The sequence below is a fragment of the Mesorhizobium sp. YR577 genome, from assembly GCF_900116595.1.
In the GTDB taxonomy this organism is placed as follows: domain Bacteria; phylum Pseudomonadota; class Alphaproteobacteria; order Rhizobiales; family Rhizobiaceae; genus Mesorhizobium_M.
The window spans coordinates 123,978-147,281 of sequence record NZ_FPBI01000002.1 but is presented as its reverse complement, the minus strand read 5'-3'; the positions used below and the strand labels follow the sequence as shown (position 1 = coordinate 147,281).

The window sequence follows — 23,304 nt, the reverse complement described above, 5'->3', positions numbered from 1 at the left end:
TCCCGGAGCGGTTGCCGAAATCAGTATTTCTGCAAGTGGCTGATGAATGGCGAGAAGAGTGCTGACTCACTCGATATCTGCTGCGATGGATGCGCTGAAATGGCCGAACAATATCAGCGACGTTGTCTCGATTTCGCGTGCGGTCAGGACGTTGAGGGCAATCTGGTCCGGCGCAGCATTTATCGGGCCACGTTGCCTGAATGGGTCTGGCGAATATCGACCGTGAGCGGGTCTGCAAAATGGGCGGCGGACCCATCGGCCGGCGGCAATCCGACCCCGCTCGACCCGAAAACCTTCGCACGGTTCTTGATGCTGCAATCGATCGCAGGCTGTGAACTCTTCACCCATGGGGCGGCATAGATCCGCTGCGATGCTTGCCGCTTAGGCTGAATGCCTAAAAAACAGCAACAGAAATTTACTTTGTCTGAATTTGAGTTTCTCGTGGGAAATAGAGAAAGAATCCCTATTGATTTCAAGCTAATAGAGATAAAAATACCCTTTCGATATTTGCAATTGCGCGATCGTCGATCGCACTATAATAAATAGGAAAACCATAATCGCGACGAAGGGGAACATCGCGCGTGATCGCAAGGCAACGGCATTTTCACTTGCCCTTTCGACCAAGTGTTGGTGGTGAGGCGCTGGCACGTTCTCAAAGTGAGGCGGGGCGGCGATGAAAAAGTTCCTGCTCGGCCGGCTGGCTTCCGCGATCCCGACGCTGATCATCGTCACCATTGCAGTCTTCGTCATGGTGCGGCTGATTCCCGGCGATCCGGCCAAGCTCATGCTGGGCGACCTCGCTCGCCCGGACCAGGTCGAGGCCCTGCGGCATCGCATGGGGCTCGACCAGCCGGTGATCACGCAATACTTCCTCTGGCTCGGCAATATCTTCCGTGGCGATTTCGGCAATTCCATCACCTCGGCACAGCAGGTGCTGCCGCTGATGCTGGAGCGCTTTTCGGTTTCAGCGACGATCGTGGTCGTGGCTGTGGGAATAGCGGCGATGATTGCCGTGCCGGCCGGCATGTTCGCGGCCTGGCGGCAAAACAGCCTGACCGACCTGAGCGTCGTGGCACTGTCGACCTTGCTCCTGTCGATCCCGAGCTTCTGGCTCGGCCTCATGATCCTGCTGTTCCTGGGCCTGCAGCTCAACTGGTTCCCCATCGTCGGCTTCGTCTCCTTTGACCAAGATTTCCTGAAGGCTTTGTCATTCATCGCCATGCCGGTGCTAACGCTGGTGCTGGTCGAGATCGGCTCGATCGTGCGCATGGCGCGGGCAAGCACGATTGAGGTGGCGAGGCTCGAATACATCACCCATGCGCGAGCCAAGGGTTTGTCGGAATCGGCGGTGATGTGGCGGCACGCGTTCAAGAACGCATTCGCGCCAACCTGGACGCTTATCGGTCTCATCCTCGGCAGCCTGCTCGGCGGTATAGCCGTCATCGAGACCGTCTTCACCATTCCGGGTCTCGGGCGACTGCTGGTCGATGCGATCTATGCGCGCGACTATCCGGTCGTACAGGGCTGTATCCTCTTCGTCGCTGTCATCTACGTTCTGGTTAATCTGGTCGTAGACCTGCTCTATCCGCTCTTCGACCCCAGGATCACGCAATGAGCGTCCTTTCCCTTCGCCTGCCGCGACGTAGCGCCAATGCGGCCATCGGCGGCGGTATCGTCCTTACCTTGGTCGTGCTGGCCGTGCTCGGGCCGCAGATCGCGCCTTACGACCCGCTGGCGCTCGACCTCTTGTCGCGCATGAAGGGGCTGAGTGCGAGCCACTGGCTGGGCACTGACGAATTTGGTCGCGACATACTAAGTCGGCTCATTTATGGTGCGCGCACCAGCGTCTGGATCTCGTTTGCCACAGTCGCCTTCGCCATGGTGTTCGGGCTTTTCTTCGGAGTGCTGGCAGGCTTCCTGCGCGGCTGGACCGACCGCATTATCATGACCTTCAACGACGCACTGCTGGCCTTTCCTGGCCTGCTGCTGGCACTCGGCATCATGGCAATCGCTGGTGCCAGCCGCGACGCGATCGTGGTCGCGCTAGGGTTGGCCTATACACCCGCCGTCGTGCGCGTCGCACGTGCCAGCGTGATGTCGATCCGCGAACGCGAATATATCGAGGCATCGCGGGTGATGGGCAACAGCGAACTGATAACGATGCTGCGCCACGTCCTGCCTAACTGCATCGCCCCGATGACGGTGCTGGCGACCACCATGTTCGGTTGGGTGATCCTGTCGGAGAGTGCGCTCTCCTTTCTCGGCCTCGGTGTTCCTCCACCGGCGCCAACCTGGGGCAACATGCTGGCGACAGGCCGGCCTTTCATCACCCAGGCACCGCATCTCATCATTCTGCCCGGCCTTTGCATCTCGGTCACATTGCTGGGCATAAACATGCTGGGCGATGCGATCCGAGATTGGTTCGACCCGAAGATGCAGGGCTGAGCACATGACCAAAGGCACGAGCAGCACGGCACCGGTCGTCACGGCCAAGGACCTGACCGTCACGATCGGACCGGTTGGCCCCAAGATCGTCGATGGGCTGAACTTCACGATCAATTCCGGCGGCATGCTAGCGCTGGTCGGTGAATCCGGCTCCGGCAAGACCATGGCGGCGCGTGCCGTACTCGGCCTGCTGCCAACGCCGCTGATCGTTGCGGCGGGTAGCAGCATCCGCTTCAGCAATTTGGAACTGATTGGTCTGCAGTCGAAAGTGATGCGCGGTATTCGCGGAGCGCGTATCGGCATGGTTTTCCAAGAGCCGATGGTTTCGCTCAACCCGTCCATGACGATCGGCGAGCAGATGGCGGAAGGACTGACCCTTCATCAGAGGCTCGGCAAAAGCGAGATACGCGATCGCTCGCTGGCCATGTTGGAGCGAATCCAGATCAAGGATCCGGAACGTTGCCTTTCTGCCTATCCGCACGAATTCTCCGGCGGCATGCGCCAGCGCATCATGCTGGCCTCGGTCATGCTCCTGAAACCCGAATTGCTGATCGCCGATGAGCCAACGACGGCGCTGGACACGCTGGTCCAGCGCGATGTGCTCGACCTGATGATGGAACTGACCCAGGAGAATGGCACGGCAGTACTTCTCATCAGCCATGACCTCGGCATGGTTTCGCATTATGCGCGCGATGTCGTGGTGATGCACAAGGGAAAGGCGGTGGAACAGGGGCTCAGCAACGACGTGCTCACCGCTCCGAAACACGACTACACCAAGCGCCTCGTCGATGCGCTTCCGAAGCGGCAGGCAGGTGGTAAGCGCAATTCAGCGCGTGCGGAACCACTGCTTGAAATGCGCGATATCGTCATCGACTACCCCGGCCGCAGCCATCTCTTCCGGACCAGCCAGCCAAAACGGGCGGTCGATACGGTCGACCTGGTCGTCGGCCGCGGCGAGACTGTGGCTCTTGTCGGTGCATCGGGATCGGGCAAGACAACGCTCGGCCGTGCAATCGTGGGACTGATGCAGACGACTTCCGGCTCGATCCGCTTCCGCGGCAAGCCACTCGAATTTGGACGCGGCGAAACGGCGAAGGCCCATCGCGCCGACATCCAGATCATCTTCCAGGATCCCTATTCCTCGCTCAATCCGCGCCAACGGGTGGAAGATATCGTCGGTGAGCCGCTGAAGCTCGACCCGTCGATCTCGAAGGACGAACGCGAAAGGCGCGTGCGCGAGGTATTCTCAGAGGTTGGGCTCGGCCCTGAATTCCTGAGGCGGCTGCCGCATCAGCTTTCCGGTGGCCAGCGCCAGCGTGTTGCTATCGCCCGAGCCATCGTTCGGCGACCGGCTTTCGTGGTTGCGGATGAACCGGTTTCGGCGCTCGACATGACGGTGCAGAAGCAGATTCTTGAACTGATCCGTACACTGCAGGAACGCTATGGCTTTGCCTGCCTGTTTGTGTCGCATGATCTCGGCGCGGTCGAGCAGGTGTCGGACCGAGTGGCGGTAATGGAAAACGGCAAGATCGTCGAGGTGGGCAATCGCGACGACATATTCGACCGTCCGCGGCATCCCTATACGCGCCGTCTGCTCGACGCGGCGATGCTGCTGGACAGAAAATTCGATGGCGCCGCCGCACAGCCGGCCGCATGACGGGACGAGACTGGCTATGACCGATAAACCTGGCCTTGGCCTCTCTTCCATCGACGCGGTGCCGCTGCACGAAAAGGTTTATCTCGAGCTCGTCGAGGCGCTGATGTCGGGGCATTTCGCACCGGGTCAAAAGCTGACGTCGCGCAAGCTCGCCGCGGAACTCGGCACTAGCGACATGCCGGTGCGCAGCGCGCTGTCCCGGCTGCAGTCACTGCGCGCACTAAGCGCGTTGCCCAATGGCAGCATGGAAGTGCCGCTTATGACCGCAGAGCGTTTCCGCCAGTTAATGGAGGCACGCATCGTGCTTGAAGGCGCGGCAACCGAGGCGGCTGCAGGCCTGATAAACGGCAACAATCTGCGTACCGTCAGGCGCAACTGCAATGATCTTACCAATGCGGCCCGGGCAAGCGATATCGGGCTTTATCTGCGCAGCAACTACGAGTTCAAATTCTCCATCTACCGCCACTGCGGCAACGATCAGATGGTCTTCTTGATCGAGACGTTGTGGATGCAGGTCGGCCCATTTCTCCGCAGCTATGCCGGTGTGTTCGAGGGAGCGCTTTTGGGTATCCTCGAGATAGACTATCACGAGGATGCGGTGGCGGCGCTCGAGGCCAAGGATGCCGCGCGTGCCCGCGATGCAATCGTGCGAGATTTGCGGGAGGGGGCGGCCTATCTTCTCGGTAAGGCCCGCTTTCACGATGCGCCAGCCGCAGCGTAGCTAAGCCAGCGCAGTCTTTGTCTCCTGACAGACGATGCGGAAGGCTTCGTCGGATGCTTTTGAAATGCCCGCCTGCTGCATGAAATTATGGATGAGCCCGTCAAAGCAGCGGTAGCTCACGATATTGTCCGCCGCCTTCAGCCTGTCGGCAAAGTCTCGTCCCTGATCGCGCAACAGATCGTATTCACCGCCATAGATCGCGACCGGCGGCAGGCCCGAAACATCTACTGCGGCAAGAGGCGAGACACGAGGATCGGCGGCAAGTGCGGTTTCTGTTCCGAGGTAAGAGCGGCCAAAATATTCCATCGCCGGCCGTTCCAGATAATAGCCGGTGGCGTATTTTTGGTCCGATCTGCTGTGATCGGCGAGCCCGGCATAGGGCCGGAAATCGGTGACGGGATAGAGCAGCGTGACAGTCTTGAAGTGCTTTTCTGCCCGAAATTGAAACATGGCAGCGATGGCAAGATTGCCACCCGCGCTATCGCCCATCAGGGCGAAACGGCCTGCATCGGCTCCGATTGCGGCGGCATTTTCCGTCAACCAGCGAGCCGCAAGCAGCGTATCGTCGAGTGCAGCTGGAAACGGATGCTCCGGTGCGCGTCGATAGTCGAGAAAGGCAACGATGGCGTTGCAATTCTCGGCAATCCGCGCTGACTGCTTGGCGTAGGCCTTCGCGTCACCGAGAACAAAACCGCCGCCGTGGAGATAGAGGATCAGCGGGAGCGGCCCAGAGGCACTGGCTGGCCGATATAGCGTCAGCGTTACATCCGTGGCCGCACCGGGTAGCGGCAGTATTTCCTCAGCAACCTGACCGTCCGGACCACGGCTCATCTCAACATATTGCTGTCGGTAGATGCCGCGGGATTCCTCTAATGTAACGCGCGCCGGAGGATCGGTGCGTGCCGCCGTGAGAGCGTCGAGCATCGACTGGATTTCGGGATCGACGGGCGACACGGCTATACGCTCTCCAGATAGGTGTCTATTTCGAAATCGCTCACCTCTTTGGCAAAAGTGTTGAGTTCCTGCCGTTTGCAGGCGACGAAAGCGTCACGCAAATCAGCCGAGAAGAGTTCGGCCATCAACGGACCAGCCTCGAACGCGTTGATGCCTGATACCCAGTCCGGCGGCAGCTTGGGCAGGCTGTGGGAGCCGACATCGCTGACGATTGGTTCGCCTGGTTCCAGCTTGCGCTCGATGCCGATCAGAGCCGCTCCTAAGACTGTGGCCAGCACGAGGTATGGATTGGCGTCAGCGCCGGCGACGCGATGCTCGATGCGGCGTGCCTTGTTTGGGCCACCCGGAATGCGGATTGCGACCATACGGTTCTCATAGCCCCAGGCGACAACCGTTGGTGCATAGGAGTTTGGCCGCAGCCGGCGGTAGGAATTGAAATGGGGCGCGAAGACCAGCGTGCTCTCGGCCATGCCGGAGAGCAATCCGCCGACCGCGTAACGCATCGCATCCGACCCTTTGTCGGTTCCGTCGTTGAAGATGTTGTTTCCATCACGGTCGAGCAGGCTGAAATGGACATGCAGCCCGTTGCCGGCACGGTCGCCATAAGGCTTGGCCATGAAGCTGGCGGCAAAGCCGTGCTTGCGGGCGATGCCCTTGACGGTGCGCTTGAACAGGACCGCGTCGTCAGCAGCCCGCAAGGCGTCCGGCAGATGGTTGAGGTTGATCTCGAATTGTCCGACGCCATTCTCGGCAATCGCCGTATCGACCGGAATGCCTTGTGCCCTGCACGAGGCGTAAACGTCGTGGATGAAAGATTCGAACGCGTCGATCTCGTCGATGGAGAGGGCTGCGTCGGAATCCAGCCGCTTGCCCGTCACGGGCGAAACCGGACCGACCGGCTTCTTCGACGTTGGATCGAAGAGATAGAATTCGAGCTCCGTCGCCACGACCGGCGTCAGCCCAAGCTCTGCGTAGCGCTTCAGGATCGCGGCAAGCGCTTGGCGCGGATCGCCAAGAAAAGGCGAACCATCGTCATGCGCCAGGGAAAGCGGCACCAGCGCAGTCGGATGCGACGTCCAATCGATCGGCAGAATATGCCTGCCGGTCCAGTGGCAGATCGCGTCGGCATCGCCATTGCTGAAGACGAGTGCATTGCCCTCAATGTCCTCGCCCCAGATATCGAGACCGACAAGGGAGTATGGCATGCGCATGCCACCTTCGAGCGCTTTGCGGGCCTGATCAGCGGCGATGCGCTTGCCGCGCAGCACGCCGTTCAGATCGCAGACGGCAACTCGCAGGCTGTCGATCTCGGGATGCTTCGCGAGCCATGTCAGAGCGTCATCTATTGGTTGGGTCGATCCCAATTGTTTCTCCCATTAGTGGTAGCTAGCCCAGGCGTGGCGCAGGCATTGCCCTACGACTGCCTGTAAAAACTGCAGTTTATGCCCCTCTGCCTTGGCTTGACGAAAAAATTTATCGTTGGAAATCAAATTTCTTATTGGCAGCAAAGGTATTTTTCTGAAATACATTATGCGATCTGCGATCGCAATATCGAAATGACAAAATGATCACGCAGCAGGGTTCTACGATCAGGGAGGCGCTGAGCGCATGAATGAACATGTCGGCCAGGAATTCGACAATGCAGCTCTGGTCGCTTCCGACCGCGGCTCTTTCTTTCACCCCTTCACGGCGATCGCCGATCAGCAGGCAAATGGCGCGCTGGTCATGGTCGAGGCGAAGGGCTCGCGCATCGTTGATGCGAGTGGCAAGGAATTCATCGACGGCGCGGCCGGTCTATGGTGCGTGAATGTCGGTTACGGCCGCCGCGAGATCAGCGATGCAATCGCTGCGCAGTCACAGAAGCTGCCATATTTCCATTCCTTCAACGGCATCAGCAATGAGCCGAGTATCCGCCTGTCGGAGAAGTTGCTTTCGCTGGCACCGAAATCCATGCGGCGCGTCTTCTATGGCTCGTCCGGGTCCGATGCCAACGACACGGCCGTGAAAATGCTCTGGTATTACAACATCTGCCGGGGCAAGCCGGGAAAGCGCAAGATCATCTCGCGCGACTACGCCTATCATGGCGTATCCGTCGCCTCGGGCAGTTTGTCCGGTATTCCGATGGTGCATCAGAATTTCGGCCTTCCGCTCGATTTCGCCCGGCATGTTTCGCGGCCTGATCTTTATCGCGATGCCCCATTGCGCCAGTGTCACACCGAGGAAGCCTATTCGGCCTATCTCGCCGACGAACTGGACCGGATGATCCGCGCCGAAGGCGCAGAGACTGTGGCTGGTTTCGTGGCTGAACCTGTCATGGGAACGGGCGGCGTGTTGCCGCCGCCGCGCGGCTATTTCCAGGAGATCCAGAAAGTTCTCGATCTGCACGATGTGCGGCTCATCGCGGACGAGGTGATCACCGGTTACGGGCGCACCGGCACCTGGTTCGCGTCGGAAGCCTGCGGCATGAAGCCTGACCTGATCCTGACCGCCAAGGGCCTGACCAGCGGCTATCTGCCACTGTCGGCAGTCTTCGTCGGCGATGAAATCTGGTCGGCCTTCGAGGAGGCCTCGAAGGACGGGCGCGTCTTCGCTCACGGCTTCACCTATTCAGGTCACCCAACCTGTGCTGCTGCCGCACTCGCCAATCTTGAAATCATCGAACGCGAGGGCCTTGTCGAGCGTGTCGCCACGATCGCAGGCGATTTCCGCGCAGCCTTCGACGTTGCGATCGGCGGCTGTGCGATTGTCGGGGAAATCCGCAGCGCCGGCCTGATGATGGGCGTAGAGCTGGTTGCCGACCGGGACACCAAAGCCAGGCTGCCTGCCATGGCCAAAATCGCGGGCCGCGTTGCAACAGCCGCCCGACGGCATGGCGTTCTGGTGCGTGGCCTGCCGAATTCCGACATCATTGCGCTGTCGCCGCCCTTCATCGTCACCGAGCAAGAGGTCGCGCTCATCGCCGCGGGCTTGCGCAACGCGATCGAAGATGTGACGCAGGAACTCCGCAGTGAAGGACTAATCTGAACGAATGAGCACAGCGCCGATTGCCTATCGCAGTGAAGAAATCCGAACTGTCGCCATCATCGGATGTGGCCTGATCGGCGGCGCATGGGCGGCATATTTCCTGAGCCGGGGGCTGGTGATCAGGGCCTATGATCCGCTTCCCGATGGCGAAGCGCGCCTGCGCAAGATCGTCCGTGAGGCACTTGCGGATCTCGCACAGCTCGATGGAAGATCGAAGGGCGGCGCTGGCGCGCTGGCTTATTTCCCGACACTTGGCGAGGCTGTTGCCGGCGCGGATTATGTTCAGGAAAATGCGCCCGAAAAGATCGAGCTGAAGCAGGCGTTGCTGTGCGAAATCGATGCTGTCGCTCCTTGCGATGTCGTGATCGGGTCAAGCACTTCGTCCTTTCCGGCCAGCGAATTGCAGGTCGGCTGTTCGTTCCCACAGCGCGTTGTCGTCGCACATCCGTTCAACCCGCCGCATCTGGTGCCACTGGTCGAGATCGTGTGTGGACAGCGCACCGACATTGCGGCTCAGGATGCGGCCTATCGCTTTTTCGAGCGGATCGGCAAGGCGCCGGTTCGGGTCACGAAGGAGGCTGTGGGACATCTCGCCAACCGCATGAGTGCTGCACTCTGGCGCGAGGCGGTGCACATCGTTGCGGAAGGTATCGCCTCCGTCGAGGATGTCGACCGCGCGATACGCTTCGGACCGGGCCTGCGCTGGGCGATCGACGGGCCGCACATGCTTTACCATCTTGGCGGCGGGGAGGGCGGCATCGAAGCCTATCTGAACCATCTCGGTCCGGCGCAGGAAGCGCGTTGGGCAACGCTGGGCACACCGAAGCTGGATGCCGCGACCCGCACAAAGCTTGTCGAAGGGGTCGCGGACGAAGCGGATGGACGTTCCATCGACAAACTCAAGTCGCGCCGCGACCGGCTGATGATCACCGTGCTGAAGGCCCTCGCTGACGATACAAGGGAGGATGGGTGATCCATGGCTCTTCCGCTCATCATGGTCGCGCCGAACGGCGCCCGCCGCACCAAGGCAGATCATCCCGCCCTGCCGATGACGATCGACGAAATAATCCAGACAGCGCTGGCCTGCCGACGCGCCGGAGCCGGCGCGATCCACGCCCATGTGCGTGGCGCCGATGGCGGCCATATTCTCGACGCCGGGCTTTACGCAGCACTTCTCGAACGCCTCGCAGAGAAAGTGCCGGATATGGTGGTGCAGATATCGACGGAAGCGGTCGGGCTTTATTCGGCGCCACAGCAGATGCAACTGGTGCGAACGCTCAGGCCGAAAGCAATCTCAGCTGCGTTGCGCGAACTCTGTCCTACCCAGGCCGACGAGGCGGTGGCAGCGGTTTTTTACGCATGGTGCGAGCGAGAAGGCATCGACGTGCAGCACATCCTCTACGATGCCGCCGACGTCAGGCGGCTCGGCGAGCTGATGGCGCGTGGCGTTGTTCCAGCGGGCGCACCGTCGGTGATCTATGTGCTTGGGCGCTATTCGGTGAATCAGGAGAGCACGCCGGACGACCTTGCGTCATTTCTTGCAGCGGCGGAAGACCTGTCCGAAGCGCCGGACTGGATGGTCTGCGCCTTCGGCCGCGGCGAGACCGCATGTCTCGAAGCGGCACTGCGGGCTGGCGGCAAGGTTCGCGTCGGCTTCGAGAACAGCCTCTGGAATGCAGATGGCGGAACTGCCGCCTCCAACGAAGAGCGGGTCGCGGAAATCCATCGCATCGCTGCCAATCTCAGGCGGATGGGAGGCACTGCATGAGCGAACGGCCCTATCGGATATTTGAGGCTTTTCTTGCTTCCAAGCGCATGTTGACACCGCATATGGCGCGGCTGACTTTTGGTGGCGAGCAGATCGCCGATATGACGACGCGCGCGCCGGACCAGCGCATCAAGCTCTTCTTTCCGAAGGCTGATGGCACGCCTCCCGCGATCCCGAATCGGGCAGATTGGTACGAGATCTACAAATCCATATCACCTGCCGAGCGTGCACCGATGCGGACCTATACGATCCGCTCGCTCGACGCCGGCGCGCGGGAACTGGTCGTCGATTTCGTCATGCATGGCGACAACGGCCCTGCCTCACGCTGGGCCATGTATGCCGAGCCGGGCGATCGCATCCAGATCTCCGCGCCGAACCGGCGTTTCGATGGCGTGATCGGCGGCTTTGACTGGGAGCCACCGGCGGGCCTGTCGCAGCTTCTGTTGATAGCCGATGAAACTGCACTCCCGGCCGCCGCCGGAATCCTTGAGGAGATTGCCGGCGGGAACGCGAAGCCTGCCACGCAGGCCTTCATCGAGGTGCCGAGTGAAGCCGATGTGATCGACCTGCCGCAATGGGACGGGCTAAGTTTGGCCTGGCTGCCACGCGGGAAAGACGATCACGCTTACGGTGCGCAGATGATCGCGGCGGCGGGAGCTGCCGTGATACCGGCATCTGTGCTTGGCGCGGACACAATGGAACTCGAAGCGATCGATGTCGATCACGATACACTGTGGGATCGTGCCGAGACCATCGACAATGCCTTCTATGGCTGGATCGCCGGTGAAACCGCCGCCGTCAGCCGTATCCGAACGCTCTTCATCAAGGAGAAGCGTATAGACCGCCGACATCTCACGATGATGGGCTACTGGCGGCACGGGAAGGTCCGTGCTTAGGCCGCCGGCTATCGCAGATTTCTGCAATGTCGCGCTTTGCGCGGTCACCCCGTCGTCGCGCACGCGTCACGCTGAGCTTTTGCAGCTTTGCGCCCGGATCGGTTACTCGCCGCCTGTTCAACCTGCCTGAGACTCCATCTGTTTCACGCACAAGGACAAGCAAAATGACCTACCAGAATTTCTCCCGGGCACAGCTTCAGGCGATCGATTCCGCACATCATCTTCATCCCTTCACGGATCACAAGGAACTCCGTGGCACCGGCGCACGCATGATCACACGGGCAGAAGGCCCCTTCATCTATGACAGCGAAGGCACGCAGATCCTCGATGGAATGGCGGGCCTGTGGTGCGTCAATGTCGGCTATGGCCGCGAAGAACTTGCCAAGGCTGCCTATGACCAGATGAAGGAACTGCCCTTCTACAACTCGTTCTTCCGTTGCACCACGCCGACGCCGGTGCTGCTGGCGGCGAAGCTCGCCGAACTCGCTCCCGCCAATGTCAATCAGGTCTTCTACGGCTCGTCCGGTTCGGAGGCCAACGACACGGCGCTGCGGCTCGTGCGGCACTATTGGGCACTGGAAGGAAAACCGACGAAGCGCATCGTGATCTCACGCAAGTCAGCCTATCACGGCTCGTCGATTGCCGGTGCATCGCTTGGTGGCATGGATGGCATGCACAGCCAGCTCTATGGCGCGGTGCCGGACATCGTTCATGTCATGCCGCCATATTCCTTCGAACTGGCCTTGCCGGGCGAAAGCGATCATGACTTTGGGCTCAGGGCGGCTGGCGCCGTCGAGCAGGCAATCCTTGATGCTGGCGCGGAAAATGTCGCGGCGTTCATCGGCGAGCCGGTTCTGGGCGCGGGCGGGGTGAAGATACCCCCGGCAAGCTACTGGCCTGAGATCCAGCGCATCTGCGACAAATACGATGTGCTTCTGATGATCGACGAGGTCATCACCGGCTATGGTCGCACCGGTGCCTGGTTCGCCTCCGAAACCTATGGGATCAAAGCCGATACGATCACGACTGCAAAGGCGCTGACCTCGGGCTATCAACCTTTGTCAGCGCTTCTGGTGGGCGACCGCATCGCTTCGACCCTGGTCGACCAGGGTGGTGAGTTTTACCATGGCTACACCTATTCCGGGCACCCGGTCGCATGCGCTGTCGCACTCAAGAACCTTGAGATCATTGAGCGCGAAGGCCTGATCGATCGGGTGAAGGACGACACCGGTCCCTATTTCGCCGCAGCACTTGCCGAGCGTATCGGCACGCACGATCTGATCGGCGAGACGCGTGCGATCGGCCTGATGGGCGCGATCGAAATCGTCAAGGACAAAGGCATGCGCGAGCGCTTTGCCGGTGGCGCGTCAGGCGACAAGGTTCGGGACCTGTCGATAGCCAACGGCTTCATGGTGCGCTCGGTGGGCGACACCATCATCATGGCGCCACCGCTGATCTGGACACGCGAGCATGTAGACATGGCCTGTGATCGTCTGGCCAAAGCGCTGGACAGCGCCGAGGCAGATTTGCGCCGCGCAGGCTGACGTCGCGGCTTGAAGGATCAAGGGTGCCGGAGATATCTCCGGCACCTTTCGTCTCAGTCCGCTCCGAGCGCACTGCGAATGGCGTGCATCGCTGCCAACAGCTCCAGTGAACGATCCAGGCTGGAATGCTCCGGCCAGGTGGAGAGCTTCACCACTGCGAAATCGGAATCGGGATCGATATAAATCGACTGCCCGAAGACGCCACGCGCCCACATGGCGCGGCGGCTGGTGTCCTCGATCCAGAATTTGTTGGAATAGGCTCCGTCCGGAAGAACCGTGCGATAGATACCCTGATAGAGATCGCCATTGCCGTTGCGTGTCGCTTCGATCCAGGCAGCCGGCACGATCTGCCTTCCATCTCGCGCACCGCCGTCAAGTAGCAACTGCGCAAAGCGGCCATAATCAAGCAGCGTTGCACAAAGCCCACCATCGGCAAGTGCTGCGCCACCGTCATCGACGGTGATATAGGCGTCTTCCGCCGCACCCATCGGTGACCAGAGTTCGCGACTGATGAGATCGGCAAGCGAAGTCGCGGTCACACGCTCCAGGACGAAGCCGAGGACGTCCGTCTCGATCGACCGATATTTGAAAAGCGCGCCGTGCTCTCTTTCCCTTTCGTCAAGCGACAGGATCAGGTGCCACATGGTGCGCGGCCAGTCCGTCCGCTCATAGACGGACCAGCCGCAGGCCTGACCGATCTTCTGCATATGCGAGCCGGGTGTCGTGTAGGATTCGTCGAAGACGACCCCGCTTGTCATGTCGAGGATGTGCTGGACAGTCGCGCCCTTGTAACCAGTGACCGCAAGCTCGGGCAGATAGTCGGTGATCGGCGCATCGACATCGATCACGCCGCGGCCTGCAAGAATACCCGTCACGATGCCGGTAATGGATTTGGTGACCGACATGGCGAGGTGCTGGCCATGCGGTTTCATGCCATTGCGATACTCTTCTGCGACGATCTTTCCCTTGTGCAGGACGAGGAAGCCGTCGGTGAAGGAGCCGTCGAGGAATTGTGCGACGCTGCGCTTTTCACCGCCGACGTCGAAGGTGATCGCTCCGAGATCCTGCGTTGCAGAGGGCAGGGCGCGCGCTGGGTCGGTGCCTCGCCATATCTGGGCGGTCGCGGTCATTTCCCGAATGTGCTGGAAGGTCCAGCGATTGTGGGGCGGGCAGTCCCAGGTGTCGCGCGGAATGATCGGCGCGCCGGGGTTCAACGGGTCGCGCGGGTTCAGCGGCTGGTCGGGCATTGGTTGGTTCCTCGAATGATCGCGGCATAATACGAAATTTTATCTGATATCAAATTTGGCAGTTTTGAAAGCCTCGTCCTTTTGGTTTTCTTGGGATTATCGTTTAACCACAAGCGCTACGACAAAATTGAGTGTACGATCAGGTTTTATATTGCGCGATCTGCGATCGCAATATACTCATTAAATTGTTGTTCCTGCGATGAAGGATAGAGACACATATGAGTGCCAGCAGCTTCAAGCGTTCCGACATCAACCTGACCAACTGGCGCGAGAGGCCCTATTCAACCTGGACTTTCCAGAACGTGTCGGAATTTGTCCCTTCGGCTCAGGCCAGAAGCGCACGTCTGGAGGAGGCAGCCGCGCTACCGCTGGGCAAGTTCGCGGATGTGAAAGTGACAAATGTCAATGGGGCGGAGCTCGCTCTTCCGGATTTCCTGAGCGACAGCAATAGCGACTCCCTGGTCATCATGCGTGGTGGCGACGTTATCGCCGAATGGCATGCGCCGCACACTGATCCTTCGCGGCCCCATATCGTCTTTTCGATCTCCAAGTCCTTTACCGGCCTGTTGGCAGGCATTCTCGAAGCCGAAGGCAAGCTCTCCTTCGCCGATCTCGTGACGAAGTACATCCCTGATGCAGTTGGTTCAGCTTATGACGACCTGACCGTGCGCGACCTGTTCAACATGACGGTCGCTATCGATTTCGAAGAAGTATATCTCGACAAGAACGGTGACTTCGATCGCTACCGCCGCGCCATGCTGTGGAACCCGGAACGCGCCGACGATCCGACGCCGACGCTTCGCCAACTCATGTGTTCATTGCCGCGCGCACCACATCCACATGGATCGAAGCACGCTTACCGCTCGCCCAATGCCGACATGGCGGGTCTTGTCGTGGAAGCTGCATCGGGCCAGCGCTATGCCGAGTTTCTCAGCAACGCGTTGTGGCAGCCGATGGGCGCGCACACGGACGCGTTCATCACTGTTGATCGTGCCGGCAATCCACGCTCGTCGGGCGGCATCTCGGTCACGGCGCGAGACCTTGCGCGGCTCGGCGATCTCGTCCGACAGGGCGGCAAGGGCATCGTGCCGGCAGCCTTTATCGAGACGCTGTGGGCCGGCGGTGACCGTAAGGTGTGGTCGCAGGGCGACCAGCGACTGCTTTATCCCGGTGGAAGCTACCGCGCCTACTGGTACGAAACCGGCACGGGCGCACTCGCAGGCATGGGGATCTTCGGGCAGTGCGTCTGGATCGACCGGGCGTCGGAAACCGTCATCGTTCGGCAATCCTCGGAGACCGTCCCCATCGATGACAAACTCGATCAGCGTGTCATCGCAATGATGAAAACAATATCGGCGACGTAATCCCGCAGGGACTCTTCGGCTCCGTGGCTAAAAGCAAAGACCACCGGGAGGAACAAATTTGGGCGAAATCCGCACGCTCGATCACAAAGGAAAAATGCGGAAGGAACACTCGGAGATAAACCATGAGATCAAGACTGTTATCAGCCCTGCTGGGTGCGGCGATGCTCGCTGGTGGGCCTGCCTATGCACAGGCGCCGGAGAAGGGCGGCACGCTCAACATCGTGCTTGGCGCCGACATCCGCAGCCTGGACGCGAGCAAGACCGACAACAATACGGACTCGGTCCTCTACCACATCTACGATCCGCTGGTCGCCTTCAAGAACGACCTGACCGCCGGTCCCGCGCTTGCCGACAGCTGGGAGGTTTCGGCCGACGGCAAGACCTATACGTTCAAGTTGAAGCAAGGGGTGACCTATCACAATGGTGACAAGGTCGTTTCCAGCGATTTCAAATGGCTCTGGGAGCGCCGCATGGCTTCCAAGGACGGTTCCGACTCACCTTGGCTCTGCATCCCAACCTTCGACGGTTCGCGCGGCCTGAAAGTCGTGAGCGTCGAAGCGCCTGACGACGGAACGCTGGTCATGACCCTCGATGCGCCGAGCACGCTGTTCCTGGTGCGACTCGCCGACCCGGTCTGCAATATCTGGATCGCCAGCCCGAAGAATGTCGGGGCTGATGGCAAGTGGATCGCCGGGTCGGCGATCGGCAGCGGCCCCTTCCAGCTCAAGGAGTGGAAGAACGAGCAATATATCTCGCTTGCCCGTTTTGACGGCTATGTGCCGGGCAACGGCAAGCGGGACGGCCAGAGTGGCGACCGCACAGCGCTTGTCGACGAGGCGCGCTTCATGATCATCCCCGACAAGACGGCGGCCGAGACTGCGCTGTTCGCCGGTCAGGTCGATGTCGTCTCGACCATCCAGCCATCGCGCATGGAAGATCTCAAGGCCAATGGCGCCACCATCCTTTCGTCGCCGGGCCTGTCGCTGACGGCAATGCTGATCCAGACCAACGATCCGCTGCTGTCCAATGTGAAGATGCGTCAGGCTATCGCCCATGCGCTCGACTTCAAGCAGATCGCCACTGCGCAGACTGCCGGAATGTCGGAATTCAACCCGTCCGGCGTCCCCCAATCGAGCGCCTATTTCGACCAGTCCTTCGTCGACAGCTGGCCTGCCTATGATCTCGAAAAGACCAGGCAACTGCTTGCGGAGGCAGGTTACAAAGGCGAGCCGATCAAGCTTCAGACCAACAAGCGTTACATCGGCATGTATGACAACGCCGTCGTTATCCAGGCGATGCTGACTGCGGCCGGCATCAATGTAGAACTCGAAGTGCTTGATTGGGCCGCACAGCTCGACAATTTCTTTGCCGGTAAATTCCAGATGCAGTCCTTCGGCTATTCGTCGCGGCCCGATCCGATGGTGATCTACGGCATGTTCACCGGCGACAAGACCGAGACACCGAATTATCAGTTCGGCAATCCGAAGGCGCTGGAGCTTTATCTCAAGGCGGTCGACACCGCCGATTTCGATGCGCGCAAAGCTCTGCTGAAGGATTTGCAGAACCTGATGGCCGAAGAGGTGCCGATGCTCGGTCTCTATTACTTCCCGGTCATCGAGGCCGTCTCCACCAAGATCACCGGCTATGAATCCTGGCCGCTCGACCGCCCCCGCGCATGGGGCGTTTCCAAGACGCAGTAGATAGTACTCCCAAGACTTATTTTCTCAGGCCCGGGGTATTTGCCCCGGGCTTTTTCTTAGCCCGTCGCATCTTGTTTGAGTGCCGGATCGCCTCGTTCAGGTGTCCCGCAGACCATCGAGGCACCCAGCTACGGCAGATTTCCCAGAACCGAGGTGGCGGTGCTGGAAAGTGCGCGCCTGCCGTGAATGTCACGTCTTCGTCAAACATTCGGCAAAAAAACTTATTGAAATCGATTTCATTTTGGATAATGTCGCCTCAGTCATTCACTGGGAGGAATAAATGACGAAATTCACGACACTTGCCTTGACCACCGTCGCCGCTTTGGCCGTCTCGGTATTTTCGACCCATGCGCAAGATTTCAAGATCGGCCTGAGCAACGGCTGGGTGGGCAGCGAATGGCGCACCCAGATGATCGAGGAGGCACAGGCGGCAGCCGCTGCCTGGAAGAAAAAGGGCGTAAATGTCGAGGTCGTGGTGCAGAGCGCCAATGTCGACGTGCCCGGCCAGATCGCCCATGTGCGCAACTTCATGAGCCAGGGCGTCAATGCCATCATCATCAATCCGAACAGCCCGACGGCCTTCGATCCGATCTTCAAGCAGGCCAAGGCGCAGGGCATCCTCGTCATTGCCACAGATGCTGAAGTCTCGTCGAAGGATGCGCTCTATGTCGGCATCGACCAGAAGGCCTGGGGTGCTGCTGGCGCCAAGTGGCTCGCCGAGACGCTGGGCGGCAAGGGCAATGTCGTCGCCATCAACGGCGTCGCTGGTCATCCGGCCAACGAGATGCGCGTTTCCGGCTACAAGGAAGTCTTTGCGGGCTATCCCGACATCAAGGTCGTCAACGAGGTGAACGCCAATTGGGATCAGGCGCAGGGCCAGCAGGCCATGCAGAACCTGCTCGCCACCTATCCCGACATCAGCGGCGTCTGGGTGCAGGACGGCATGGCAGCCGGCGCCTGGAAGTCGATCATGGATGCCAAGAGAGAGTCGTCGATTGCCGCAACCGGCGAAATCCGCAAGGACTTCATCGACATCTGGAAGGCCGATAAGCTGAATTCCGGCGCGTCAGTCAACCCTCCCGGCGTCATGGCGAGCGCGCTCAACGTTGCCGTGCTGATGCTGCAGGGCAAGGAACTGAAGGAGCCTGCAACGGCCGGCCAGTATGGTAACGCGATGTACCTGCCGATTCCTTTCATTGACAACAAGAACCTCGAAGAGGCGTCGAAGGCAGTCGACGGCAAGCCGGGTTACTATTCCTACACCAGCCAGCTTTCCATCGGCGACGCCGAAGCGCTGTTCAAGTAATCCTGCGTTCGGGAGCGCGTTCCGGTTTGTCCGGCACGCGCTCTCCCGACCGCACGACCGTGAAGCCGGACCGCCCTCGAGCATCCGTAAAAGATCATGGTCAACACACAGAGATGAGGCCATCCTGACCGGGATGAACCCACTCGATAGGAACCAGAAACAATGTCCGAGCTGCTGATACGCGGCGCGCGCAAGGCATATGGCGCGACGCTCGCCTTGCGCCGTGGCGATCTCTATCTTCTTCCCGGCGAGGTGCACGTACTGATCGGCTCGAACGGTTCGGGCAAGAGCACGCTGTGCAAGATCGTTGCCGGCAGCGTTAAGCCGGACGCTGGCGAGGTGCTACTCAACGGCGAGCCCGTCAGCGTCAACGGCCCACAGGAGGCACGCGCACTCGGCATCGGCATTTTCTACCAGGAGCTTTCGCTGTCAGCGCGCCGCACCGTGGCAGAGAACATCTGTCTTGCTGCTCTGCCGGTGATGGGTGGCGTGTTCGTGGATCGCGCAGCACTTGAAGCGACAGCGGCGCGCTATATTGCGGATTTCTCGGATGTTGCAGGTGAGGGGTTTTCCGCTGATGCGCCGGTTCACACCCTGCGTGCTGACCAGCGCCAGCTGGTCGAGATCATGAAGGCGCTGGCGACGGAAGCCTCTATCCTGATCTTCGATGAGCCGACGTCAGCACTGGACCGGGCGCAGGTCGATCGCTTCTTCGAGATTTTGCGGCGGCTCAAGGATAAGGGCCGCGCAATCGTTTTCATTTCTCACCGCATGGACGAGATTTTCTCGATCGGTGACCGCGTCACAGTCATCCGCGACGGCGAGACGGTGGCAACATCGAAGATATCAGAGACGGATCAGGCTTCGGTTATCCGCCAGATGGTGGGTGACCGCGACGATCTTGCTGCACCTTCGGTAGCGCCGCCGGCGCATGAAACATCGAGCAACGCCGTGCTTTCAATCAGGAACCTGAGCGGACCTGGTTTTCGCAATATCAGCTTCGAGGTTGCCAAGGGCGAAATCCTCGGCTTCGGCGGGCTGCACGGGCAGGGCCAGTCTGCGGTGATGCGCTCGATCTTCGGCGCCTCGCCGCATCAGGTCGGCACGATCACACTCGACGGCAAGGAACTGGCAATGAAGTCGCCGCGCGAGGCGATCAGCCATGGTTGTGCCTATGTCTCTGGCGATCGCGGCCGCGACGGCATCCTGCAAGGAAGGCCGATCCTCGAAAACGTCACCCCGATCCACTTCCTGCGCAACCGTCTTGCGCTGGCGCGTCCGGCCAGCCTGCGCGAGCGCGCCATGCAGCCGCTGACGGCGCTCAAGACAAAATTCCAGGGGCTGGAACAGCCGATCAATTCGCTGTCGGGCGGCAATCAGCAGAAGATAGTCATTGCCCGCTGGCTGATCGACCGGCCTGATATCCTCCTCCTCGACGACCCGACCAAGGGCATCGATCTTGCCGCCAAGATCGATCTTTTCATGCTGATCCGCAAGCTGGCGGCGGAGGGGTTGGGTATCATTCTCTATTCGTCTGAGGACGCCGAGCTTCTCAACAATGCCGATCGCATCCTTGTGTTCAACAGCGGTTCGGTGACGCGCGAACTGTCCGGCGCGGACCGTACCCGCTACAATCTCTACCACGCAGCCTACGAGGCCGCCTGATGAACCAGACCGTTTCCTCCTCCGCAAATGCCGTGTCCCTTAAAAACGTTCTCCACCGCTTTCCCTTCGTGCCGGCACTTGTCATTCTTGTGGCCCTTGTTGCGCTTAACGGTTTCTTCGAGCCGCGCAGCCTGAGTTTTGGTTCGGTCACAGGCCTGTTCAGCACCTATCTGGCATTGATGCTGCTGGCGGTGGCGCAGACCTATGTGGTGTTTGCCGGCGACATCGATCTTTCCGTCGGGGCCATCGTCTCGCTGGTCAACGTCGTCATCATCGTCCTCATGGAAAAATGGGGTGGTAGCGGATTTACCGTCATCACCGCATGTCTGGTCGGCGTGTTGACCGGTGTGGTTTGCGGGGTAATCAACGGCATCATGATCGCGGGGCTGAGGCTGCAGGCGATCGTTGCGACCTTTGCCACAAGCATCTTCTTCACCGGGCTTGCGCTCTACGTGCTGCCGGTGGCCGGAACGCCGGCGCCGGAAGCCTATTGGCTGACCTATGGCGGTACCTATTTCGGCATTCCCTTCGTGTTCTACGTGGTCGCGGCAGTTGCCATCGTGCTCGGCATTCTGGCGCGGACGCGGCTGACGACGCAGATGCTGTCGGTCGGCGACGATGCGATTGCTGCCTTCCAGACAGGCCTGCCGGTGACGCTCATCCGCATCAAGGGCTATGTGCTGTGCGGCCTGTTCTCGGCACTGGCAGCACTTTGCATCACCGGAGACACGGCGAGCGGCGACCCATTGGTCGGAGGCAAGATGACGCTGTTCAGCGTCGCTGCGGTGGTGCTTGGCGGTTCGGCCCTTTCGGGAGGCGCCGGCACGGTCACCGGCTCGCTGGTCGGCGCACTTATCATCGGCCTCATCAATTCGCTGGTGTTCTTCGTCGGCACACCTTCGGAGTGGCAGAACCTCGTACAGGGCCTCGCCATACTGATCGCGCTGATGGCCGGCATCCTCGTCAGTCGGGGAGCGCGCTCATGAACACTCAAACCGCAGTGTCCACGAACGGCGCATCGTCGCGTGTGGTCGAATTCGTGAAGCGGCCGCTGGTCGTCGCCCTCATCCTGATTGTCCTTCTCCTCGCGCTGGGCGAAGCCCTGTCGCCGGGGTTTGCCTCGGCGCAGCAGATATTGCGGCTGCTGATCGTCGCCTCGGTCATGGGCATTGTCGCAGCCGGCCAGAATCTTGTCATCCTCGGTGGGCGCGAGGGCATCGATCTGTCGGTCGGCGGCATCGTCTCGCTGGCGGCAATCCTTGCCGGCAATGTGATGAACGGCGCCGATGGCGGCATCCTGCCGGCGATACTGGTCAGCGTCGGCGTCGGCGCGCTGTTCGGCCTGTTCAACGGGCTTGGCGTTACATTGCTGCGCATCCCGCCGCTGGTGATGACGTTGGGCATGCTCGGTGTCCTGCAGGGCCTGCTCGTCGTCATCCGCAACGGCATTCCCTCCGGACGTGCAGCGCCCGGCCTGTCGCAATTCGTCACGCAGCCGTTTCTGTTCGGCTTGCCCGGCATCATCTGGCTGTGGGTCGCGATCGGCCTGTTGATGGCGTTCCTTTTGAAGCGCACGGTGTTCGGCTACCGCATCTATGCCATTGGTTCCAATGAGCAGGCAGCCTTCATGGCCGGCGTGCCAGTCAAGACGATCCGCGTCGGCCTGTTCATGCTCTCGGGCGCTTTTGCGGCACTCGCCGGCGTGTGCCTGCTCGGCTATTCCGGCTCGTCCTTCTCCAATGTCGGCGAGCAATACATGCTGCCTTCCATCATCGCCGTCGTGCTCGGCGGAACGCCGCTTGCCGGCGGCAAGGGCGGCTACACCGGCACAATGGCGGGAGCGGTTCTGCTGGTCATCCTGCAAAGCATCCTGACCACGATCCATATCGACGAATCCGGCCGGCAGATGGTGTTCGGCGCCACGCTTTTGGTGCTGATGCTGTTTTATGGACGTGGCAGGGCGATGCGGGGCTGATCGTGAGCAGCCGGGCCAAGATCAAGGATATCGCGTTGCGTGCCGGCGTTTCTCCGGCGACGGTGTCTCGGGCGCTGACCGATTCCGGACTTGTTGCCGAGCCGACGCTGTCGCGGATACGCGAAGTCGCGCAGTCGCTGGACTACCGACCCAACGTCAGCGCGCGCAATCTGCGCACGCAGAAATCCATGGCCGTGCTGCTGGTCGTGCGCGATGTCAGCAACCCGTTCTATCTCGAAATCTTCAAGGGCGTGGAAACGGCAGCGCGCGAGGCCGGTTATTCCGTGCTGATGGGCAACACCGAAAACCATCCCGACCGCGAACTCGAATATTTCGACATGTTGCGCGACGGCCATGCCGACGGCATGATCCTGATGAACGGCAAGTTGCCGTCGAGCCATGCCAACGATCGCGAGCGGGTAGCTCGGCTGCCGATCGTGGTGGCGCTGGAAGTCATCGAAGATTGCGCCCTGCCGCATGTGCAGATCGACAATGTGGCTGCAGCGAAGAATGCCGTGCGCCATCTTATCTCGCTCGGCCACAAAAGAATTGCACATATTTGCGGGCCTGTTCCCGAAGTGATGAGCGTTCGCCGCCGTGACGGTTATCGCGCGGCAATGGCTGAGGCGGGGCTTGATGTGCCGGATGGCTATGAGCCGATCGGCGACTACACGATCCCCTCGGGCGCCGCCCTTTGCCGGGAACTATTCTCCCGTAAGAACAAGCCGACGGCGCTGTTCGTCGGCAATGACGAAATGGCGTTCGGCGCCATCAACGAGTTGCGGAGCCTTGGTCTCGATGTGCCGAAGGATGTCTCCGTCGTCGGCTTCGACGATTTGTTTCTCAGCGCTTTCTTCTATCCGCCGCTGACCACCGTCAGCCAGCCGCGTGCCGACATAGGCAAGCGGGCGATGGGACAGCTTCTCAAGCTGATGAATGGCGAAGGCAGCGTTGAGGCGCTGGTTGAAATGCCGACGACGCTGCAAATCCGTGGATCCACCGGCCCGGCCAAGATATCCGAAAATTGAAAGGAAATAA

The 23,304-nt window shown here is 60.4% G+C and carries 20 protein-coding genes; 17 read left to right on the top strand and 3 right to left on the bottom strand.

Features of this window, described 5'->3' with window-relative positions:
• Nucleotides 1-42: 42 nt before the first annotated feature.
• From BM413_RS03630 to BM413_RS03610, 5 genes are all read left to right on the top strand, one after another.
• Complete coding sequence (locus tag BM413_RS03630; RefSeq protein WP_091910570.1) at nucleotides 43-360, top strand: hypothetical protein; 318 nt, start codon at nucleotides 43-45, stop codon at nucleotides 358-360.
• Between the two features lie 313 nt (nucleotides 361-673).
• On the top strand, nucleotides 674-1,615 hold the full coding sequence (locus BM413_RS03625) for an ABC transporter permease (RefSeq protein WP_091910568.1): 942 nt from the start codon (nucleotides 674-676) through the stop codon (nucleotides 1,613-1,615).
• Nucleotides 1,612-2,445 carry an ABC transporter permease gene (locus BM413_RS03620; protein WP_091910567.1) on the top strand — a complete coding sequence of 278 codons (834 nt, stop codon included), beginning with the start codon at nucleotides 1,612-1,614 and terminating at the stop codon, nucleotides 2,443-2,445. The genes BM413_RS03625 and BM413_RS03620 overlap by 4 nt, the downstream gene beginning before the upstream one ends.
• Nucleotides 2,446-2,449: 4 nt before the next feature.
• Nucleotides 2,450-4,102 (top strand): ABC transporter ATP-binding protein, encoded by a 1,653-nt coding sequence (locus tag BM413_RS03615; RefSeq protein WP_091910565.1) that lies wholly within the window; start codon nucleotides 2,450-2,452, stop codon nucleotides 4,100-4,102.
• 16 nt (nucleotides 4,103-4,118) lie between these two features.
• The gene (locus BM413_RS03610) at nucleotides 4,119-4,823 is read left to right on the top strand and encodes a GntR family transcriptional regulator (protein WP_091910563.1); all 705 of its coding nucleotides are present in this window, start codon (nucleotides 4,119-4,121) and stop codon (nucleotides 4,821-4,823) included.
• On the opposite strand, the gene BM413_RS03605 is transcribed toward BM413_RS03610, so the two are convergent.
• Both BM413_RS03605 and BM413_RS03600 read right to left on the bottom strand, forming a co-directional pair.
• Complete coding sequence (locus tag BM413_RS03605; RefSeq protein WP_091910562.1) at nucleotides 4,824-5,777, bottom strand: alpha/beta hydrolase; 954 nt, start codon at nucleotides 5,775-5,777, stop codon at nucleotides 4,824-4,826.
• 2 nt (nucleotides 5,778-5,779) lie between these two features.
• A complete protein-coding gene (locus BM413_RS03600; RefSeq protein WP_244537741.1) occupies nucleotides 5,780-7,141 on the bottom strand; it encodes a glutamine synthetase family protein in 1,362 nt (453 codons plus the stop codon).
• A 244-nt stretch (nucleotides 7,142-7,385) separates the two neighbouring features.
• On the opposite strand from BM413_RS03600, the gene BM413_RS03595 reads away from it, so the two are divergent.
• The 5 genes from BM413_RS03595 to BM413_RS03575 all read left to right on the top strand — a co-directional run bounded on the left by BM413_RS03595 (nucleotide 7,386) and on the right by BM413_RS03575 (nucleotide 13,009).
• Complete coding sequence (locus BM413_RS03595; protein ID WP_091910560.1) at nucleotides 7,386-8,801, top strand: aminotransferase family protein; 1,416 nt, start codon at nucleotides 7,386-7,388, stop codon at nucleotides 8,799-8,801.
• A gap of 4 nt (nucleotides 8,802-8,805) precedes the next feature.
• A complete protein-coding gene (locus BM413_RS03590) occupies nucleotides 8,806-9,774 on the top strand; it encodes a 3-hydroxyacyl-CoA dehydrogenase NAD-binding domain-containing protein (protein WP_091910558.1) in 969 nt (322 codons plus the stop codon).
• 3 nt (nucleotides 9,775-9,777) lie between these two features.
• Complete coding sequence (locus BM413_RS03585; protein ID WP_210188897.1) at nucleotides 9,778-10,569, top strand: beta-keto acid cleavage family enzyme; 792 nt, start codon at nucleotides 9,778-9,780, stop codon at nucleotides 10,567-10,569.
• Entirely contained in the window at nucleotides 10,566-11,465 is a 900-nt protein-coding gene (locus BM413_RS03580) for a siderophore-interacting protein (RefSeq protein ID WP_091910556.1), read from the top strand. Before BM413_RS03585 ends, BM413_RS03580 begins: the two co-directional genes overlap by 4 nt.
• A 164-nt stretch (nucleotides 11,466-11,629) precedes the next feature.
• Nucleotides 11,630-13,009, top strand: a complete 1,380-nt coding sequence (locus BM413_RS03575; protein ID WP_091910554.1) for an aminotransferase — start codon at nucleotides 11,630-11,632, stop codon at nucleotides 13,007-13,009.
• 53 nt (nucleotides 13,010-13,062) lie between these two features.
• Here BM413_RS03575 and BM413_RS03570 read toward each other — a convergent pair whose 3' ends face one another.
• A complete protein-coding gene (locus BM413_RS03570; protein ID WP_091910552.1) occupies nucleotides 13,063-14,256 on the bottom strand; it encodes a serine hydrolase domain-containing protein in 1,194 nt (397 codons plus the stop codon).
• A 218-nt stretch (nucleotides 14,257-14,474) separates the two neighbouring features.
• Between BM413_RS03570 and BM413_RS03565 the strand changes: the two genes are divergently transcribed.
• From BM413_RS03565 to BM413_RS03535, 7 genes are all read left to right on the top strand, one after another.
• Nucleotides 14,475-15,620, top strand: coding sequence for a serine hydrolase domain-containing protein (locus BM413_RS03565; protein WP_091910550.1), 1,146 nt, complete (start codon nucleotides 14,475-14,477; stop codon nucleotides 15,618-15,620).
• 122 nt (nucleotides 15,621-15,742) lie between these two features.
• Nucleotides 15,743-17,320, top strand: a complete 1,578-nt coding sequence (locus tag BM413_RS03560) for an ABC transporter substrate-binding protein (RefSeq protein ID WP_091910548.1) — start codon at nucleotides 15,743-15,745, stop codon at nucleotides 17,318-17,320.
• Between the two features lie 280 nt (nucleotides 17,321-17,600).
• Nucleotides 17,601-18,626: an ABC transporter substrate-binding protein gene (locus BM413_RS03555; RefSeq protein ID WP_091910547.1), complete on the top strand. Its 1,026-nt coding sequence runs from the start codon at nucleotides 17,601-17,603 to the stop codon at nucleotides 18,624-18,626.
• Between the two features lie 162 nt (nucleotides 18,627-18,788).
• Nucleotides 18,789-20,291: a sugar ABC transporter ATP-binding protein gene (locus BM413_RS03550; protein ID WP_091910545.1), complete on the top strand. Its 1,503-nt coding sequence runs from the start codon at nucleotides 18,789-18,791 to the stop codon at nucleotides 20,289-20,291.
• Nucleotides 20,291-21,277, top strand: coding sequence for an ABC transporter permease (locus BM413_RS03545; RefSeq protein WP_091910543.1), 987 nt, complete (start codon nucleotides 20,291-20,293; stop codon nucleotides 21,275-21,277). Before BM413_RS03550 ends, BM413_RS03545 begins: the two co-directional genes overlap by 1 nt.
• Complete coding sequence (locus BM413_RS03540) at nucleotides 21,274-22,266, top strand: ABC transporter permease (protein ID WP_091910541.1); 993 nt, start codon at nucleotides 21,274-21,276, stop codon at nucleotides 22,264-22,266. The genes BM413_RS03545 and BM413_RS03540 overlap by 4 nt, the downstream gene beginning before the upstream one ends.
• A gap of 2 nt (nucleotides 22,267-22,268) precedes the next feature.
• Nucleotides 22,269-23,294, top strand: a complete 1,026-nt coding sequence (locus BM413_RS03535) for a LacI family DNA-binding transcriptional regulator (RefSeq protein WP_091910539.1) — start codon at nucleotides 22,269-22,271, stop codon at nucleotides 23,292-23,294.
• Nucleotides 23,295-23,304 lie beyond the last annotated feature (10 nt).

What these genes read in the sequence shown, in the direction of transcription:
- BM413_RS03615 (WP_091910565.1), top strand. Translation starts at nt 2,450, where the DNA reads ATGACCAAAGGCACGAGCAGCACGGCACCGGTCGTCACGGCCAAGGAC.
- BM413_RS03540 (WP_091910541.1), top strand. Translation starts at nt 21,274, where the DNA reads ATGAACACTCAAACCGCAGTGTCCACGAACGGCGCATCGTCGCGTGTG.
- BM413_RS03610 (WP_091910563.1), top strand. Translation starts at nt 4,119, where the DNA reads ATGACCGATAAACCTGGCCTTGGCCTCTCTTCCATCGACGCGGTGCCG.
- BM413_RS03570 (WP_091910552.1), bottom strand. Translation starts at nt 14,256, where the DNA reads ATGCCCGACCAGCCGCTGAACCCGCGCGACCCGTTGAACCCCGGCGCG.
- BM413_RS03595 (WP_091910560.1), top strand. Translation starts at nt 7,386, where the DNA reads ATGAATGAACATGTCGGCCAGGAATTCGACAATGCAGCTCTGGTCGCT.
- BM413_RS03625 (WP_091910568.1), top strand. Translation starts at nt 674, where the DNA reads ATGAAAAAGTTCCTGCTCGGCCGGCTGGCTTCCGCGATCCCGACGCTG.
- BM413_RS03545 (WP_091910543.1), top strand. Translation starts at nt 20,291, where the DNA reads ATGAACCAGACCGTTTCCTCCTCCGCAAATGCCGTGTCCCTTAAAAAC.
- BM413_RS03590 (WP_091910558.1), top strand. Translation starts at nt 8,806, where the DNA reads ATGAGCACAGCGCCGATTGCCTATCGCAGTGAAGAAATCCGAACTGTC.
- BM413_RS03575 (WP_091910554.1), top strand. Translation starts at nt 11,630, where the DNA reads ATGACCTACCAGAATTTCTCCCGGGCACAGCTTCAGGCGATCGATTCC.
- BM413_RS03550 (WP_091910545.1), top strand. Translation starts at nt 18,789, where the DNA reads ATGTCCGAGCTGCTGATACGCGGCGCGCGCAAGGCATATGGCGCGACG.
- BM413_RS03585 (WP_210188897.1), top strand. Translation starts at nt 9,778, where the DNA reads ATGGCTCTTCCGCTCATCATGGTCGCGCCGAACGGCGCCCGCCGCACC.
- BM413_RS03620 (WP_091910567.1), top strand. Translation starts at nt 1,612, where the DNA reads ATGAGCGTCCTTTCCCTTCGCCTGCCGCGACGTAGCGCCAATGCGGCC.
- BM413_RS03555 (WP_091910547.1), top strand. Translation starts at nt 17,601, where the DNA reads ATGACGAAATTCACGACACTTGCCTTGACCACCGTCGCCGCTTTGGCC.
- BM413_RS03630 (WP_091910570.1), top strand. Translation starts at nt 43, where the DNA reads ATGAATGGCGAGAAGAGTGCTGACTCACTCGATATCTGCTGCGATGGA.
- BM413_RS03560 (WP_091910548.1), top strand. Translation starts at nt 15,743, where the DNA reads ATGAGATCAAGACTGTTATCAGCCCTGCTGGGTGCGGCGATGCTCGCT.
- BM413_RS03580 (WP_091910556.1), top strand. Translation starts at nt 10,566, where the DNA reads ATGAGCGAACGGCCCTATCGGATATTTGAGGCTTTTCTTGCTTCCAAG.
- BM413_RS03565 (WP_091910550.1), top strand. Translation starts at nt 14,475, where the DNA reads ATGAGTGCCAGCAGCTTCAAGCGTTCCGACATCAACCTGACCAACTGG.